The following is a 16,520-nucleotide window of genomic DNA, read 5'->3' as shown; positions in this document are numbered from 1 at the left end:
CCGCGGTTGCCCGGTCACGGGCGCCGGCCGCCTACGCCACCCGGCCCCGCCCCCCCCGCCCCGATCCGGGCGGGGGCGCGGCGCTTTCCGCGTTCCGCGGCCACGGGGATCCCCGAGCCGTTCCCGGACGCCCGTACGGCGACTCTTGGCCGCAGCACCGAGCCTGTGGCGCATGTCACGACCCCTATCGGGGAAGCGCTGGGTGCATGACAAACGATGTACGACCGGCTGGGCTGTCCGACGAAGAGCGGCTGGCCCAGCTCGGTTACACCCAGGTGCTCGCCCGGCGGATGTCGGCCTTCTCCAACTACGCGGTCTCCTTCACGATCATCTCCGTCCTCTCCGGCTGTCTGACGCTCTACCTCTTCGGCATGAACACCGGCGGCCCCGCCGTGATCACCTGGGGATGGGTGGCCGTAGGACTGATGACCCTGTTCGTCGGGCTGTCGATGGCCGAGATCTGCTCGGCCTACCCGACCTCCGCGGGCCTGTATTTCTGGGCCCACCGGCTCGCGCCGCAGCGCTCGGCCGCGGCCTGGGCCTGGTTCACGGGCTGGTTCAACGTGCTGGGTCAGGTGGCGGTGACGGCGGGCATCGACTTCGGCGCCGCGTCCTTCCTCGGCGCCTACCTCAATCTCCAGTTCGACTTCGAGGTCACGCCCGGCCGCACGGTCCTGCTCTTCGCGGCGATCCTGGTCCTGCACGGCCTGCTGAACACCTTCGGCGTCCGTATCGTCGCCCTGCTCAACAGCGTCAGCGTGTGGTGGCATGTGCTGGGGGTGGGCGTGATCGTCGGCGCGCTGGCGTTCGTACCGGACCGCCACCAGTCGGCGTCCTTCGTGTTCACGCGGTTCGTGAACAACACGGGCTGGAGCAGCAGCGGCTACGTCGTCCTGCTGGGCCTGCTGATGGCCCAGTACACCTTCACCGGCTACGACGCCTCCGCCCATATGACGGAGGAGACGCACAACGCCTCCACGGCCGGCCCGAAGGGCATCGTCCGTTCCATCTGGACGTCCTGGGTGGCGGGCCTCGTCCTGCTCCTGGGCTTCACCTTCGCCATCCAGTCCTACGACAAGGAGCGCATGTCCCCGACCGGCGCGCCGCCCGCCCAGATCCTGCTGGACGCCCTCGGCGCGACCACTGGCAAGCTGCTGCTGCTCGTGGTGATCGGCGCGCAGCTGTTCTGCGGGATGGCGTCGGTGACGGCCAACAGCCGCATGATCTACGCCTTTTCACGCGACGGCGCGCTGCCCTTCTCCCGGGTGTGGCACACGGTCAGCCCGCGCACCCGCACCCCGGTGGCGGCGGTGTGGCTGGCGGCGCTCGGCGCGCTGGTCCTCGGGCTGCCGTATCTGATCAACGTCACGGCGTACGCGGCGGTCACCTCGATCGCGGTGATCGGCCTCTACATCGCCTATGTCATCCCGACCCTGCTGCGGGTGCGCAGGGGCGACTCCTTCGAGCGCGGGCCCTGGCACCTGGGCCGCTGGTCGCAGCCGATCGGGGTGGTGTCGGTGGTGTGGGTCGGGATCATCACGGTCCTCTTCATGCTCCCGCAGGTCTCCCCGGTCACCTGGGGGACGTTCAACTACGCCCCGGTCGCCGTCCTCGTCGTCCTCGGCTTCGCCGCGACCTGGTGGCTGACCTCGGCCCGGCACTGGTTCCTCAACCCCCAGCACGAGCGCACCCTCGCCCGCGAGGCCGCCCGCGCCGGCTCCCCCGAACCGGTCGATCCGTAGCCCTTCCGGCACCCGCACGGCCCACTTACGGCCCGGCTCCCCGATACCCGATCTACGAGACGGTCTCGTCCGGCTATGCTCGGGGAGGCAACACCGCCTGGGCCCTTAGCTCAATTGGCAGAGCAGTGGACTTTTAATCCATTGGTTGTGGGTTCGAGTCCCACAGGGCCTACGGCCGCAGGAGACGGGGCTACCCCCTCTGACCTGCTACGCAGCGCCCGGGTCGGCTTCGGTCGGCTCGGGCGCCGCTTCGTTTTCCGGCCCGTGCGCGAGCGATGCGTGAGCGCCGGTCCGGCCTGACAGCCCTGCCGGCGACGTACGGTGAAGGTACCGAGGGCATCACGCACACCGGCCGTCCTGCCGGGTCGTCCTCGGTGAGAAACGAACCCCGGGCCGTCCGGGCGGACGGTGCGGAGACGGGTCGGCATCATGTCCGCCGCGATCACCACAACTCCGCTCTCTTCCCCGGTCGTTGTGTTGGCCCCCCGAGGGGCCGGGTGATGGCCGTGCAGCGTCTGGACATCCACCGGCGCGACCGGGGGGAGCAGGCCCTCGTCACGCTCGTCGGCGACATCTGGCCGGCCACGGCGCCCCTGCTGCGGGCCGCGCTGGAGCAGTGCCTGCGCGACGGCATGACCGCCATCGATGTCGATCTCGCGACCGTCGGATCCTGTGACTCCAAGGGCCTGGACGTTTTCCTGACGGCGTCACAGTGCGCCGACCGGGTGCACTCCTCCTTGCGGCTGCATCATCCGTGCGCGCAGATCACCCGGCTCCTCGCCGGCACCGGCTCCGCCCCCCTGCTGCTCGCGGCCCCGGCAGAACCTGTGCCGCACTCCCTGCTCGGCGACTTGCCGGAGACATCCTGGTCGGACGACAGGCAGCGGGGGGACGGCGACCGCGCCAGTGCACCGGTCGTCAAGGACGGGATCCGTCTTCGCCGCCTGACTCGCTGGCAGGCGGAGGCGATGAGCGAGGACATCGCCGACCTCGCCGTGGAGTTCGTCGCGGGCCTCTCGGCAACGGCGTACCGGGAGCGGGGCGACTTCTTGCGGCGGCTTGCTGTCAGCGCCCGACGGCCGGGCTTCGCGCTGCTGGTCGCCGAGACGACCGTGTTGGTGGGGTGCGTCTTCGGATTTCCGGTAGGCCCCTGTGGTCGCTCCGAGCGAGGGTTGCAGGAGAGTGTCCAACGGCTGACCGGCTGTGCCAGGTTCCTGTTCCTCACCCAGGTCGTGGCGCATCAGCACACCCAGCACCGCGATATCGGCCGCCGTCTGCAACAGCGTCTGCTGGCCGACCGGCACACCGCGCTCGGAGTCACCCTGCTCCCTGCGGCCGACCAGGCCGGGCAAGCCGCCTTCGAGTCCTGGGGCTGGCGGAACTGCGGGGAGATGGTGGGGTTTCCCGATCGGGGTGCCTCCTGCGTGCTGGTCCTGTTCCAGGAGGGCGGGCCGATATCAGGGCTTTGGGCCGTCGGCCCGGGCCGGGCGTAGCCTGGGAGGGCCGATCGCTGGAATCCTCTGTCCGCTCAGCGCCTCCTGGCGCGCGTCGAGGGCGCCGGAGAGCCGATCGGCCCATGATGGAGTGATGGGACGGGCAGTTCTTCCGCCGGCCGCTCTCACCGCCCGTGTCCGCGTAGGCCACGGTGGGTGAAGGGTGACGGCCGGACCGCACACGGACCGCTCCGAGAGCTTCGGGGAAGCGCTGCTGGGAGCGGTTCTCGACCGCGCGCACGAGCTCCCGCCGCATCTGATCGGCTCGCTCGTCGCCGACGTGGTGAGACGGCTGGGAGGCCGCCGTCCGCAGGTCCTGCTGCAGGACTACGGCCAGCTGCTCCTTGTGCCCCTGCCCGGCGAGGGCCTCGCGGGCGGGGATCCGCAGGTGATCGACGAGTCCGCGGCGGGCCGTTGTTTTCTCGACGCGCTGGCCATCGAGCTGCCGCAGGACGACGGCGTACGGGTGCACCTGCCGCTGCTGGACGGCGGTGACCAAGTGGGCGTCATGGCCGTGACGCTGGACCGTGTCGACGACGACGACCGCCGCATGCTGCGCCGGCTCTCCGGTCTGGTTGCCGACCTGCTGGTGACCAAGCACGGATATTCCGACCTGTTCTTCCGTACCCGACGCGGTGAACCGATGAGCGTGGCCGCCGAGATCCAGTGGTCTCTGCTGCCGCCCTTGGCCATGATCATGCCGCGCGTCGCCGTGGCCGGGGTTCTGGAGCCCGCGTACGACGTGGCCGGGGACAGCTTCGACTACGCGCTCAACGGCGACGTCCTCCACCTGGCCATGATCGACGCGATGGGGCACGGCCTCGGCGCGGCCACCATGGCCACCGTGGCCATCGGCGCCTACCGCCACGCCCGCCGTCTCGGCACCGGTCTGACGGAGATCTACGCCTTCATGGACGACGCCGTGGCGAAACAGTTCGGCGCCGACCACTTCGTCACCGCGCAGATGATGCGGCTGGACACGACGACGGGCCATATGCAGTGGGTCAACGCCGGCCACCCCGCGCCGATGCTCGTCCGCGACCACCGTGTCACGCGCCGGCTGGTCGCGCAGACGACCCTGCCGGTGGGCCTGGGCGGTGCTCAGCCGGAGGTCAATGAGCTTCAGCTGGAACGGGGAGACCGCGTCCTGTGCTTCACCGACGGACTGATCGAGGAGCACGCGGCGGGCGAGGAGCAGTTCGGGGAGGAGCAGTTGATCGACTGGGTGAACGGGCTGGAGAGGACCGGCCGCGGGGTCCGGGCGGTGGCGCGTGCCCTGTCGCACACACTCAAGCGGGCGCGAGGCGGGCGTACCACGGACGACGCCACGCTGTTCCTGGTGGAGTGGCGCGGCTGAGCGCACCCCGGCTCTGCGGCCGCGGGGTGGGGCGACTCGTCAACCCGACGGCGTCTGCCCGCCTCCTGTGTCGATGAGAATCTGCTCCGCAGAGCTGACGTTGTCGGCCAGGACAGCCTGGGCCATCGCCGCACGAGCGGCCTCGGGTGTCGCCTCCGGCGGGACGACCAGCAACGAGAAGTGGTCTCTGTCGCCCCGGGTGATCAAGATGGTGTCATCACCCACCGAGAAGGAGTCCACGTGCACCACGCGGTCGTCGACGACGATCCGCGTCGGAAGCCCTTCCCAGGCCGTGGCGTCCAGCCCGACCCGGCTCAGCGGGCCCAGGTGCTCGGTGAGGGCGCTCAGCAGCGCGGGCAACTCGGCCCCGATGTCACGCGACCGCGGCCACCACGCACCGTCGAGTACGCCTTCGCGCGATGCCGTGGTCTCCAGCCGGAGCAGTGCGGTCCCCGGCCGCACGGCATGGTGTATACCGCTCGGCAGATGCGGGGAACCACGGGATGTGTTGGAGTCCGCCATAAGGGACCACCCGTTCGGGTGCGGTGCGAACACGCGAATCGCCTCGCCCTGACCACGCTACTCCAGGTGCCGCCCGGCGCCGGTGCGTGCGAGATCGCCGTGGTGGAGAGGCCCGCTTCGACGGCAAGTAGGTGCGGGCGGGGACAGGCTTCGCTCAGGCGACGGTTTCGCCGCCCGCCGGACGGGACCGGGAAATCGGCCTCGCCGCCTTCTCGGCGACTTTCCGGTCCGGCTCGGGGAGCAGGCTCGTGTACGTGTCCGAGGTCGTTTCCGAGACCGTCTCGGGGTGGAGCCGGGAGCCGGCCTCCTGCTGTGCCGGGGCAGGCGTGACTCCATGTCTGTTCCCCCTGCCCCGGGGGTGCGTGGGTCAGCCCGCCGTCAGTTCCGTGAGGGGCAGGGTGTGCTGGGTGTGGACGACCTTCGCGCGCAGATAGCGGACGTTCTGCGCCGTGGTGAAGACGCCCGTGGGGACGTGGTGGGTGACCGTCAGGTCCAGGCCGCGCAGTTGGGCGGCCTTGTCGGGGTTGTTGGACAGCAGGTCCAGGGTGTCGATGCCGAGGGCGCGCAGCATCTGCGCGGCGGCCGTGTAGTCGCGGGCGTCCTCCGGCAGGCCGAGCGCGGCGTTCGCCTCGTAGGTGTCCAGGCCCTGGTCCTGGAGGGCGTAGGCGTCGAGCTTGTTGTAGAGGCCGATGCCACGGCCTTCCTGACGGAGGTACAGCAGGACGCCGCCCTGGTCGGCGATGCGCTCGACCGCCTCACGCAGCTGGGGTCCGCAGTCGCAGCGGGCCGAGCCGAAGACGTCGCCGGTCAGGCACTCGGAGTGCAGCCGCACCAGCGGGGGGCGGTCGGCGGCGGGCTCGCCCAGGACCACGGCCACATGTTCCTGGCCGTCGACGAGGCCGTGGAAGGTGACCAGGTCGGCGGTGACCGAGTACCCGTCGCCGAAGCGGAGCGGGACCGTCACGCGGGTGCGGACCGTGGCGGCGGGGACATCGGCGGCCACGGGGAGATCGGTGGGGAGACGGGTCGGTTCGCTGCTGTCACTGGATGCGGTGGCGTCGTCACGTGAGTCGCGCATGTCTGTCGTCCTTCTCCGGGCCGGCGGTTGCGGGTACGGAGGATGCGCCCCATGCTTCAGATTTGAAGCACAACCTCGGTCGGAGACTCTAGCGCGCGCTCGCTTTAAATTTCAAGCAATTACGTGCGACACGGTCCGGTCGCTCAGGTCACTCCGCCGCCCCGGACGAGCGCCGGCGCCACGGCAGACCGTCGCACGCGGGGCGCTCCTCGCCGCCCTGGAGCGCCTCCGTGATGCGGGTGGAGATCGCTTCCAGCTGGGTCACCTGCTCGGGCGTGAGATGGTCGAAGACGGCGGCGCGGACCGTCTCGACATGGCCCGGGGCCGAGCGTTCCAGGAGCTCCATGCCCGCGCCCGTGAGGACCGCGATACTGCCGCGCCGGTCGGTGGGGCAGCCCTCCCGGCGGACCGTGCCGTCCTTCTCCAGGCGGGTGACGACGTAGGTCAGCCGGCTGCGCGTGATCTTCAGCGTCTCCGCGAGGTCGGTCATCCGCATCTGGTGGCCGGGCGCGGCGGAGAGGTTGGCGAGGACGGAGTAGTACAGATGCGGCATGCCGGCGTCCTGCTGGAGCTGCCGGTCGATCACGTCCTCCAGGAGCCATGACGCGGCGAGGTACGCGCGCCAGGCGCGCAGTTCCTCGGGGGTGAGCCAGCGGGTCGTCATGCCACCAGTGTAGTTATTGTTTAAAAGTTGAAACAAGATCCCGGATTCCCGTCGGATCTGGACCTCCGGCCCCGGCCCGGCGCATCCTGGCCACGCGGCCAGGGGCCCCGACCGACCCGGACCTCCCTGTCCTTCGACTCCTGCTCCGCCCTGGTCCCTCGTCCCTAGTTCCTCGCCCTTCGACCCTGGAGTGCACCCCCATGGCCCAGCCCTATGTCCTGTTGTCCGCCGCCGTCTCCCTCGACGGTTCTCTGGACGACACCGGCCCCGAGCGGCTCCTGCTGTCCGGACCGGAGGACTTCGACCGGGTCGACGAGGTGCGGGCGGGCAGCGATGCGATCCTCGTCGGCGCGGGCACGCTGCGCACCGACAACCCGCGGCTGCTGGTCTACTCCGAGGAGCGGCGCGCGGCCCGGGTCCGTGCGGGGCGGCCGGAGTACCCGCTGAAGGTCGTGGTCAGCGCGTCCGGCGACCTCGACCCGGAAGCTCTCTTCTGGCACACGGGGGGCGCGAAGGCGCTCTACACCACGGACAAGGGCGCGGAGCGGCTGAGCGGGCTGCTGCCGGCGGACGTGGACGTGGTCGCGCTCGGCCCGGATGTGGAGTGGCGCGCCGTGCTCGCTCACCTGGGGGACGTCAAGGGCGTGGGCCGGCTGATGGTCGAGGGCGGCGGACAGGTGCACACCCAGCTGCTGCAGCAGGGCCTCGCGGACGAGCTGCAACTCGTCCTTGCGCCGCTGGTCGTGGGGCAGCCCGACGCACCGCGGATGTTCGGGCCGGGGGCCTACCCGCCGGGACGGATGCGGCTGCTGGAGACGCGGCCGGTCGGGGACGTCGTGCTGATGCGCTACGCGCCCACGGCGCCCGGCACCGGCGGGTCGGCCTCCGCCGCGGACCGGCACTGGCTGGAGACCGCGTGCGAGCTGGCGGCGCAGTGCCCGCCCTCCCGGACGGCCTTCAGCGTGGGGGCGGTGATCGTCGCGGCCGACGGAACGGAGCTGGCCCGGGGGCACTCCCGGGAGGGCGGGGACCCGGTGGTGCACGCGGAGGAGGCGGCCCTGGCGAAGCTGGACCCGGCGGATCCGCGCCTGGCCACCGCGACGGTCTACAGCAGCCTGGAGCCGTGCGCCCGCCGCGCCTCCCGGCCCGCGCCGTGCGCCCGGCTGATCCTCGACGCCGGAGTGCGGCGGGTGGTCACGTCCTGGCGTGAGCCGGACACGTTCGTGGCGGCGGCGGACGGCAACGGTCTGCTGACGTCGGAGGGGGCGGATGTGGTGGTGCTGCCCGAGTACGGGGAGCGGGCCAAGGCCCCGAACGCCCACCTGCTGTCCCCGGACGAAGGCCGCTGACGGCCGGAAACGCTGGTGAAGCCCCGCGGACGTAAACCTGTGTGCTTCGTGTCCTGCGCATGGCGTACACTGGAATCACCGACGCGGGGTGGAGCAGCTCGGTAGCTCGCTGGGCTCATAACCCAGAGGTCGCAGGTTCAAATCCTGTCCCCGCTACTGACGGCCGAGGGCCGGAATCCGAAAGGGTTCCGGCCCTCGGTTTTTTCTGTGTTCTTCACCCACTCCTCCCCCTTCCCGCCCGGGGCCTCACCTATCCCCGTCCACAGGGTGTGTACGCCGGTCGGCCCACAGCGGTCGCCCCTCGCCCGTCCTGCGGGAAGCCTGGACGGGTGGTTCAGCAAGGTGGCGCGTGGCGGATCGAGGCGCCGTGCGACGAGCAGGACAGCGGGCCAGGGCCCGGAACTCCGTACGAGGGGAGCGACATCCCGCACGAAGACACCAGCGGCGGCCCGGCCGTGAACCCTCCCCCGAAGGACAGCGAACGGCCCGCCGACCGGCCGGACGCCTGGCCCGTCGATCGGCCCGAGGGCCGACGCGACGGTCAACCCCAGGATCGGCCCGACGGTCAACCCCACGATCGGTCCGAGCACGTCCGGCCCCCGGAGCCCGGCTCGGCGGAGAGCCGGCGGAGTTCGTGCGCGCGGGCGTTTCTGCGGGCCCTGCCCGCGCTGCTCATCGGCCTCGGTGTCTGCTGCGGCCGGCTGACCCCGTCCGTCTTCCCGGCCGTCCCTCTCTTCACCGCCGCCCCGCTCGTCGCCGCGCCCCTGCAATCGCTGCGCGGCACCGTCGTCACCGGCACCGCGGCCCTCGCCGCCGTCCTGGCCGTGCACCTCGGGCTCGGCGTGCCAGGGTCGTCCGGCGCGGCCACCGAGGCGGTCACCACCGCCGCGGCCGCCGTACCCGCCGTGCTGATCAATGTGCTCGTACGCCGCAACGACGCACGCCTCGCCTCCGCCCGCCGGATCGCCGAGGCCGCCCAGCGCGCCGTACTGCCCGAGCCCCCCGCGCGGATCGGGGGGCTCCGGATCGCCGCCCGGTACGAGGCGGCGCAGGCCGACGCCTATATCGGCGGCGACCTGTACGCCGTCCAGGACTCACCGCACGGTGTACGGCTCGTGGTCGGGGACGTGCGGGGCAAGGGGACGGGTGCCGTGGCCGCGGTCGCCGTCGTGATCGGCGCCTTTCGGGAGGCCGCCGAGCAGGAGGCCACGCTGGAGGCCGTCGCCCAGCGCCTGGAACGGGCGCTGTCGCGCGAGGGCATCCGCCGGGACGGTCCCGACACCGACGAGGAGTTCACCACCGCGGTCCTCGCGGAGATCCCGCACGGGGAGGAGGGCGTCGTGCGGATCGTCGACCGGGGGCACCCCGCCCCCCTGCTTCTGCTCCCGGACGGCACCCTGCGCGAACTGGAGGCCCGCGAGCCGGCGCTGCCGCTCGGCATGGGCGACCTCGCCCTGGGGCCCGACCGCGCGGAGAAGTGGGACTTCCCGCCCGGTTCGACGCTGCTCTTCTTCACAGACGGCGTCTCGGAGGCACGGGACGTGCGCGGCGAGTTCTACGATCCGGTCGGCCGCCTCGTCGGCCGGGTTCTGCCCACGCCCGGCGCCGTGCTGGCCGCCGTCACGGAGGACGTCGCCCGCCACACCGGCGGTCAGGCCACGGACGACATGGCGCTGCTCGCCGTGCGCCGGTCCGAGCACCCCTGAACCCCTCGCAGGGCCAGGCACCCCTGAACCCGTCGAAGGGCCAAACACCGCTGAACGTCCGACCCTTGTCACGGTGGGTGAGCAGGGGGCCTCTCTCGCATAACAACTGACGTACCGTCAGAACGGATGGGGTGGATGGGGTGCGGTCAACTCGCCCGTTTTCCACCGTTCCTGTCGTTAAAGTCCTGGCCAGAAGCGTTAATGATCTGTCCGAAGAGCTTGGAATCCAGGCCTGGCGTCTATTAACGTTCGATAACGCAGCGCGGTCGTCCCAGCCGTCATCAGAGGCGGCTCCGTGCCCGTGTGCCGAATCCCGCGAGGGAGCCGGGGAACCACCACCTTGGGGTGAATCGAGCGGATATCGCCGTGTCAAAACGGTTGGTATACGCGCGTAGGAGACCTTCCTGCTCCGAACCCGTCAGCTAACCCGGTAGGCGAAACGGAAGGAAAGGAGTGCGCCCACGTGGCGTCCAACCGGCCTGCCGAGAGCACCTCGTTCGCTCCCAGCGGCACGCAGACGATCGGCTTTGCGTCCCGCCCCGACGAGGGCCCCTGGGAGGAGTGGAATCCCACCGAGGATTCCGTCCGCCCCGTCCGCGGTCGGCACCGCGTCACCAAGCAGCGCGGCGGCGGACTCGCCCGCAGCTCCACCGTTCTGGGCGTTGGCGTGATGGCCGCGGTCGGCGCGGGCGGCATGGCCACCGCGCAGACCGGCAAGCCGCCGGTGCCCATATCCCTCCCCGATCTCTCCTCGGTCACCCACTCGGCCAAGGAGCTCATCGGAGAGGACACCAGCGCCCCCGAGGGCTCCGCCACCGCCCTGAGCGCCGCCGGAGTGAGCACCGCCGACTCCGCCGCGGGCACCGAGGACGCGGGCGAGGCGCTGCGCAGCCGGATCATGCAGCAGGCCGAGTCCCAGCAGGACCGGATCGCCGCGGCGGCCGCACAGGCCGCCGAGGACGCCGCCACGAAGAAGGCTGCCGCAGCGGCGGCCAAGGCCCAGGACACCGCCAAGAAGGCGGTGGCGGCGGAGGTCAAGAAGAAGGCCGAGGCCGCCCGACTGGCAGAACTGGCCAAGCAGTTCACGCTGCCGACCTCCTCGTACACCCTGACCTCGCGCTTCGGTGACGCCGGCGCCATGTGGTCCTCCGGCTACCACACCGGCCTCGACTTCGCCGCCCCCACGGGCACGCTCATCAAGGCCATCCACAGCGGCACCGTCACCCAGGCCGGCTGGGCGGGCTCGTACGGCTACCGCACGGTCCTCACCCTCGACGACGGCACCGAGCTGTGGTTCTGCCACCAGTCGTCGATCAGCGTCAGCGTCGGCCAGAAGGTCTCCACGGGCGACGTCATCGGCCGCGTGGGCGCGACCGGCAACGTCACCGGGCCGCATCTGCACCTGGAGGTCCACCCGGGCGGCGGCAGCGCGATCGACCCGATGGCGTGGCTGCAGAGCAAGGGCGTCAACCCCTGACATCCGCGTCCGCGCCCTTCTCCCCGGCGCGTGCCACTTCCTGAACCCCGGCGGTCCTGGCGACAACCCCCGATGTCAGGGCTGCCGGTCAGGCGTGTCCACGTCCTTCCGGCCGGAACCCGGCAGGCCGGAATTCACCCATGTGGAACAGCCTCCGACCGGAATAATGACTTCCGGATCGAGTGCTGAAGTAGCACATGACTTCCCTTCGCAAGCTCGGCTCCTCGGACCTCGAGGTCTTCCCCCTCTCCCTCGGCGGCAACGTCTTCGGCTGGACCGCCGACGAGGCGCAGTCCTTCGCCGTGCTCGACGCCTACGCGGCGGCCGGCGGCAACTTCGTCGACACGGCCGACGTCTACTCGGCGTGGGCACCCGGCAACAAGGGCGGCGAGTCCGAGACCGTCATCGGCAAGTGGGTCGCGGCGCGCGGCAACCGCTCCGACGTGATCATTGCGACCAAGGTCAGCCAGCACCCCGAGTACCAGGGGCTGGGGGCCGCCAACATCAAGGCCGCGGCGGACGCCTCCCTGCGCCGCCTGGGCACCGACTACATCGACCTCTACTACACGCACTTCGACCAGCCCGAGGTGCCGGTGGAGGAGATCATCGGCGCGCTCGACGAACTGGTGAAGGCGGGCAAGGTGCGCGCCATCGCCGCCTCCAACATCTCCGCCGAGCGCCTGCAGGCGTCCCTCGACTTCTCCGAGCGCGAGAACCTGGCCCGGTACGTGGCGCTGCAGCCGCACTACAACCTGGTCTCGCGGGACACCTACGAGGGCCCGCTGCAGGACGTCGCGGCCCGCGCGGGCCTGGCGGCCGTCCCGTACTACGCCCTCGCGTCCGGCTTCCTGACCGGCAAGTACCGGCCGGGCACGACCGTGGACTCGGCGCGCGCGCAGGGCGCGGGCAAGTACCTGGAGACCGAGCGCGGCCGGCATGTGCTCGCGGCCCTCGACGAGGTCGCGCAGGAGCGCGGCGCGCAGATCCCGACGGTGGCCCTCGCGTGGCTCGCGGCCCAGCCGACGGTCGCGGCCCCGATCGCCTCCGCCCGCACGGTGGAGCAGCTGCCCGCGCTGCTGGCGGTGGCGGACCTGACCCTGACGGAGAAGGACCTGGCCAGGCTGACCGAGGCGTCCGCGTAAACGCGGCATCCGACGAGGGCTGTCCCCGCATCCGGGACAGCCCTCGGCTCTACGGCCGATAGGGGTTGTGCGAGGGATACGCGGGATACGCGGGATACGGCGTCGTCGGCCCGTACCGCGGCGCCGGGTACCACGGGACGTGCCCGTACCCGTAGCCGTAGCCGTAGCCGGGCCAGACCGGCAAAGGCATCGGCGCCGTCGTGTGCGCCGCGTGCGCCAGCGCAGGCCGTGCCACCGCACGCCGCGCCCACAGCGCGGAGAGCAGCTCACCCTCCCGCTCGCCGAAGTCGGCTCCCGCCCGGCCGCGGCGCCCCCGGTGCCGCAGGAACGCCAGTGACGTCGCATACGCCTCGTACTCCGCGACCGAGCGTGCCGCCGCCTTCCCGAAGTGCTGCCGCGCGTACTGCCGGGCCAGCCGGCGCGCCCGCATGGAGCCGAGCACGAAGGGTTCCGCCGGCCCCAGCCACCCGGTGGCCGCGTACGCAGGAAGCTCCTCCCGCACCGTTCTCAGCTCCCGCTGCCGTGTCCAGATCACCAGCCAGGTCAGCAGGGCGAACGCGGGCGCCATGAAGGACGCGTACACCGCGAAGAACCCGTACTCGCCGAACGACGAGGATCCGTTCCACATCGAGTGCATGCCCATGGCGAGCAGCAGCCCGCCCAGCGGCATCAGGACACGGCGTGCCCGCCGGTGCTCCGCCGACATCGCCGCGACACCGAATCCGATGCCGGTGAGCACGGTGAACAGCGGATGCGCGAAGGGCGCCATCACCACCCGGACGAAGAAGGTCGCGGCGGTCACGGAGGCGAGGCCCCGCCCGCCGCTGAGCTGGTCCGTGCCGAAGGCCGTGCCCAGATAGAGGATGTTCTCGGTGAAGGCGAAGCCGGTCGCGGTGACCCCGGCTATCACCACCCCGTCCACGATCCCGGTGAAGTCCCGTCTGCGGAAGAGGAAGACCAGCAGTACGGCCGCCGCCTTCGCGGACTCCTCGACGATCGGCGCTATCAGGGTCGCGCCGAGCGTGTCGGCGCTGTGCGGGTCGGCGGTCGCGGTGGCTATCCACCGGGTCGCGAAACTGTTGGCGACGATCGCGATGAGCGCGGCCGCACATGCTCCCCAGGCGAAGGCGAAGATCATGTTCCGCCAGGGCCCGGGTTCCACCCGGTCCAGCCAGCGGAACGCGGCGACCAACAGCGGCACGGGCAGCACCGCGAGTCCCAGTCCGACCAGGAACCCCTCGGTGCCCGTCTGCTGCCGCACCAGGGCGAGGATGACGAGGCCGGAGAGCGCCAGGAGCGTGGCCGGCGCACCGTAGCGCACCCACCGACGCTGCCACCAGTGCGGATGCCGGCCCTCGCCCGCGTTGCCGTCGGGACGCATCGGATACGGGGGACAGGTGGCCACGGAATCGACCCTAACGAGACAGGGGCGCCGCCCGCGACGGTGCCCGGCGGGCCCGCGGGGCGCTCAGTCGCCGGCGGAGGGCTGGTCCCGGTGCTGTACGCGCCGGAACAGCAGGTCGTTCACGACATGCCCCTTGTCCAGCCCCTGACCCTCGAAACGGGTCAGCGGACGGAATGCGGGACGTGGCGCGTAACCGCCCTCGGGCTGGGTGTTCTCGAGGCCGGGGTGCGCGGTGAGCACCTCGAGCATCTGCTCGGCGTACGGCTCCCAGTCCGTCGCGCAGTGCACCAGCGCGCCCGGCTTGAGGCGGGCGGCGGCGAGCGAGAGGAACTCCGGCTGGATCAGGCGCCGCTTCTGGTGACGCTTCTTGGGCCAAGGGTCGGGGAAATAGACACGCAGGCCGTCGAGCGCGTCGGGCGCGAGCATCTCGCGGAGCAGGATGATCGCGTCGCCGTTCGCGACCCGGAGGTTGGTCAGGTGGTTCCGCTCGGCGAGAGCCAGCAGATTGCCCTGGCCGGGGGTGTGCACGTCGACGGCGAGAATGTTGGTGCCCGGGTCGTCGGCGGCCATCCGCGCGGTGGCCTCGCCCATGCCGAAGCCGATCTCCAGCACCACGGGCCGCGGGTTCCCGAACAGCTCGGTCAGATCCACGGTCCGCTGCCCGTCGATGTCCAGGCCCCACACGGGCCACAGCCGCTGCAGGGCGTCCGCCTGCCCGGCCGTCACCCGGCTGCGCCGCGGCTGGAAGCTCCGGATCCGCCGCTCGAAGTGGGACCCCGCGGGATCGGCCTTCGGCCCGCCGGGGAACCGTGGCTCCCCCTTGGCCCTGCTGCGGTCCGGGGAGGCTCCGGGGATGCGCTGGAGCCGGCCACCGGCGGTGGCCTCGGGGTCTTCGGGGGCGAAATTCAGAGAGTCAGACACAGTGGCATCAATTTTAAGGGGAGCGCGGTGACAGCTTGCCGGGCCCGGTGAAAGGGAGCCTGCCCGGTCCGTCGAGGGGGGCGGGCGGTGGCGGCGTGCCCAGGGATCGCGGGTGGCGGGTGGTGGCTCACTCCCGGTCCAGCACCGTCAGGGCCCGGCGTGCGACCTCCCGCCCGATCGGCAGCGAGGCGGTGGCTGCGGGCGACGGCGCGTTCAGCACATGCACCGCCCGTGCCCCCTCCCGGACCAGGAAGTCGTCCACCAGCGTCCCGTCCCGCAGCACGGCCTGTGCACGGACCCCCGCCGGGGCCCTGACGAGGTCGTCCGCGCGGACCGCCGGCAGCAGTCTGCGCACCGCCTGCGTGAACGCCCCCTTCGACACCGACCGCCGCAGCTCGCCCGCCCCGTACCGCCAGTGCCGCCGGGCTATCCGCCACGACCCCGGCCAGGCCACCGTCGCGCCGAACTCCCGCGGTCGTACGACCCCCCAGCCGTATCCCTCGCGGGCCAGCGCCGGGACCGCGTTCGGTCCGATGTGGACCTCTCCGTCGATGCCCCGGGTCAGATGCACCCCGAGGAAGGGGAACGCCGGGTCCGGCACCGGGTACACCAGCCCCCGCACCAGCTCGGGCCGGGCCAGCGTGTAGTACTCACCCCGGAACGGCACGATCCGCATGCCCGGCTCGTCCCCGGTCAGCCGGGCCACCTCGTCACAGTGCAGTCCGGCGCAGTTGACCAGCACGCGTGCGCGAAGGACCGTCCCGTCGGCCGTGCGCACGGCGACGCCCAGTGCCGGGCGCCGGTCGATCCGTACGACCTGGGCGCCGTACCGGATCTCCGCCCCGGACGCCTCGCCCAGCTGCCGGGCGACCGCCACGAAGTCGCAGATCCCGGTCGTGCCCACGTGGATGGCCGCGACTCCGCGCACCTCCGGCTCGTACTCCGTGATCTGGGCCGGGCCCAGCTCTCTCACCGGTATGCCGTTCTCCCGGCCGCGCTGGACGAGCGCGTGCAGGCGGGGCAGTTCCTCGCGCTCCGTGGCGACGATCAGCTTGCCCGTGACGGAGTGCGCGATGCCGTACTCCGCGCAGAACTTGACCATCTCGGCGGCGCCCTCGACCGCGTACCGCGCCTTCAGGGAGCCGGGGCGGTAGTAGATCCCGCTGTGGATGACCCCGCTGTTGCGCCCCGTCTGGTGGCGGGCCGGGCCCGTCTCCTTCTCCAGGACCGTCACCCGGGTGCCCGGGGCGGCACGCGTGATCGCATACGCCGTCGACAGGCCGACGATGCCGCCGCCGATCACCAGCACATCGCAGTCGTACGCGATCTTCCGCACCTGCTTCACCTCCCGGTTTCGATAGTGCACTGCGCCACTGACAATGCCCTCAAACCCAGGAGGAACCGAAGACCGCGCAGGTCACACGGCCGCGTCGGCCCCCGAAAGGGGCGCGCCCGGACAACTGCGTCCCCACCGCACGGGCGCCCGGCATCGGACCGGCCGCCGCCGGACCACCGGTAGCGGACGCGCCACTGGCAGACCACCGGCAGCGGACCGGATCCGGCAGACCACCCGCAGCGGACCGGCCACCACCAGGACCCCCGGCAGCCGACCGGCCACCGGCAGACCCCCGGCAGCCAGCCACGCCACCCGCCGGTACATCCAC

General features: G+C 71.6%; 13 protein-coding genes, 2 tRNA genes and 1 riboswitch. Of the genes, 9 read left to right on the top strand and 6 right to left on the bottom strand.

What is annotated here, in order from left to right; translation table 11 throughout:
* Window positions 1-206: 206 nt before the first annotated feature.
* The 4 genes from AB0L95_RS39330 (at window position 207) to AB0L95_RS39315 (ending at window position 4,592) form a co-directional block, all read left to right on the top strand.
* Window positions 207-1,742, top strand: a complete 1,536-nt coding sequence (locus AB0L95_RS39330; protein ID WP_365171055.1) for an amino acid permease — start codon at window positions 207-209, stop codon at window positions 1,740-1,742.
* Between the two features lie 99 nt (window positions 1,743-1,841).
* Window positions 1,842-1,914 (top strand) — tRNA-Lys (locus AB0L95_RS39325).
* Window positions 1,915-2,242: 328 nt separating this feature from the next.
* The gene (locus AB0L95_RS39320; RefSeq protein ID WP_365171053.1) at window positions 2,243-3,235 is read left to right on the top strand and encodes an STAS domain-containing protein; all 993 of its coding nucleotides are present in this window, start codon (window positions 2,243-2,245) and stop codon (window positions 3,233-3,235) included.
* Window positions 3,236-3,398: 163 nt separating this feature from the next.
* On the top strand, window positions 3,399-4,592 hold the full coding sequence (locus AB0L95_RS39315) for a PP2C family protein-serine/threonine phosphatase (protein ID WP_365171051.1): 1,194 nt from the start codon (window positions 3,399-3,401) through the stop codon (window positions 4,590-4,592).
* 39 nt (window positions 4,593-4,631) lie between these two features.
* On the opposite strand, the gene AB0L95_RS39310 is transcribed toward AB0L95_RS39315, so the two are convergent.
* The 3 genes from AB0L95_RS39310 to AB0L95_RS39300 all read right to left on the bottom strand — a co-directional run bounded on the left by AB0L95_RS39310 (window position 4,632) and on the right by AB0L95_RS39300 (window position 6,856).
* Window positions 4,632-5,114: a DUF5994 family protein gene (locus AB0L95_RS39310; RefSeq protein ID WP_365171049.1), complete on the bottom strand. Its 483-nt coding sequence runs from the start codon at window positions 5,112-5,114 to the stop codon at window positions 4,632-4,634.
* A gap of 367 nt (window positions 5,115-5,481) precedes the next feature.
* The gene (gene ribA / locus AB0L95_RS39305; RefSeq protein ID WP_365171047.1) at window positions 5,482-6,192 is read right to left on the bottom strand and encodes a GTP cyclohydrolase II; all 711 of its coding nucleotides are present in this window, start codon (window positions 6,190-6,192) and stop codon (window positions 5,482-5,484) included.
* A gap of 148 nt (window positions 6,193-6,340) precedes the next feature.
* Window positions 6,341-6,856 carry a MarR family transcriptional regulator gene (locus tag AB0L95_RS39300; protein ID WP_365171045.1) on the bottom strand — a complete coding sequence of 172 codons (516 nt, stop codon included), beginning with the start codon at window positions 6,854-6,856 and terminating at the stop codon, window positions 6,341-6,343.
* Between the two features lie 200 nt (window positions 6,857-7,056).
* Between AB0L95_RS39300 and AB0L95_RS39295 the strand changes: the two genes are divergently transcribed.
* From AB0L95_RS39295 to AB0L95_RS39275, 5 genes are all read left to right on the top strand, one after another.
* A complete protein-coding gene (locus AB0L95_RS39295) occupies window positions 7,057-8,205 on the top strand; it encodes a dihydrofolate reductase family protein (protein ID WP_365171043.1) in 1,149 nt (382 codons plus the stop codon).
* A gap of 82 nt (window positions 8,206-8,287) precedes the next feature.
* Window positions 8,288-8,361, top strand: a tRNA-Met gene (locus tag AB0L95_RS39290).
* Window positions 8,362-8,534: 173 nt separating this feature from the next.
* Window positions 8,535-9,911: a PP2C family protein-serine/threonine phosphatase gene (locus tag AB0L95_RS39285; protein WP_365171041.1), complete on the top strand. Its 1,377-nt coding sequence runs from the start codon at window positions 8,535-8,537 to the stop codon at window positions 9,909-9,911.
* Window positions 9,912-10,205: 294 nt separating this feature from the next.
* Window positions 10,206-10,363: riboswitch (cyclic di-AMP (ydaO/yuaA leader) on the top strand.
* A gap of 11 nt (window positions 10,364-10,374) precedes the next feature.
* Window positions 10,375-11,388, top strand: a complete 1,014-nt coding sequence (locus tag AB0L95_RS39280) for a M23 family metallopeptidase (protein ID WP_365171039.1) — start codon at window positions 10,375-10,377, stop codon at window positions 11,386-11,388.
* A 197-nt stretch (window positions 11,389-11,585) separates the two neighbouring features.
* On the top strand, window positions 11,586-12,530 hold the full coding sequence (locus tag AB0L95_RS39275; RefSeq protein WP_365171037.1) for an aldo/keto reductase: 945 nt from the start codon (window positions 11,586-11,588) through the stop codon (window positions 12,528-12,530).
* Between the two features lie 49 nt (window positions 12,531-12,579).
* On the opposite strand, the gene AB0L95_RS39270 is transcribed toward AB0L95_RS39275, so the two are convergent.
* The 3 genes from AB0L95_RS39270 to lhgO form a co-directional block, all read right to left on the bottom strand.
* Window positions 12,580-13,935 carry a PrsW family intramembrane metalloprotease gene (locus AB0L95_RS39270; protein ID WP_365171035.1) on the bottom strand — a complete coding sequence of 452 codons (1,356 nt, stop codon included), beginning with the start codon at window positions 13,933-13,935 and terminating at the stop codon, window positions 12,580-12,582.
* A gap of 63 nt (window positions 13,936-13,998) precedes the next feature.
* Window positions 13,999-14,790, bottom strand: coding sequence for a tRNA (guanosine(46)-N7)-methyltransferase TrmB (trmB, locus tag AB0L95_RS39265; RefSeq protein ID WP_365171061.1), 792 nt, complete (start codon window positions 14,788-14,790; stop codon window positions 13,999-14,001).
* Between the two features lie 193 nt (window positions 14,791-14,983).
* The gene (gene lhgO / locus AB0L95_RS39260) at window positions 14,984-16,201 is read right to left on the bottom strand and encodes an L-2-hydroxyglutarate oxidase (RefSeq protein ID WP_365171059.1); all 1,218 of its coding nucleotides are present in this window, start codon (window positions 16,199-16,201) and stop codon (window positions 14,984-14,986) included.
* Window positions 16,202-16,520 lie beyond the last annotated feature (319 nt).

Source organism: Streptomyces sp. NPDC052036, assembly GCF_040680495.1.
GTDB lineage: Bacteria > Actinomycetota > Actinomycetes > Streptomycetales > Streptomycetaceae > Streptomyces.
Note: the sequence above shows the minus strand (reverse complement) of the source record. Positions and strands in the feature narration are given on the sequence as shown.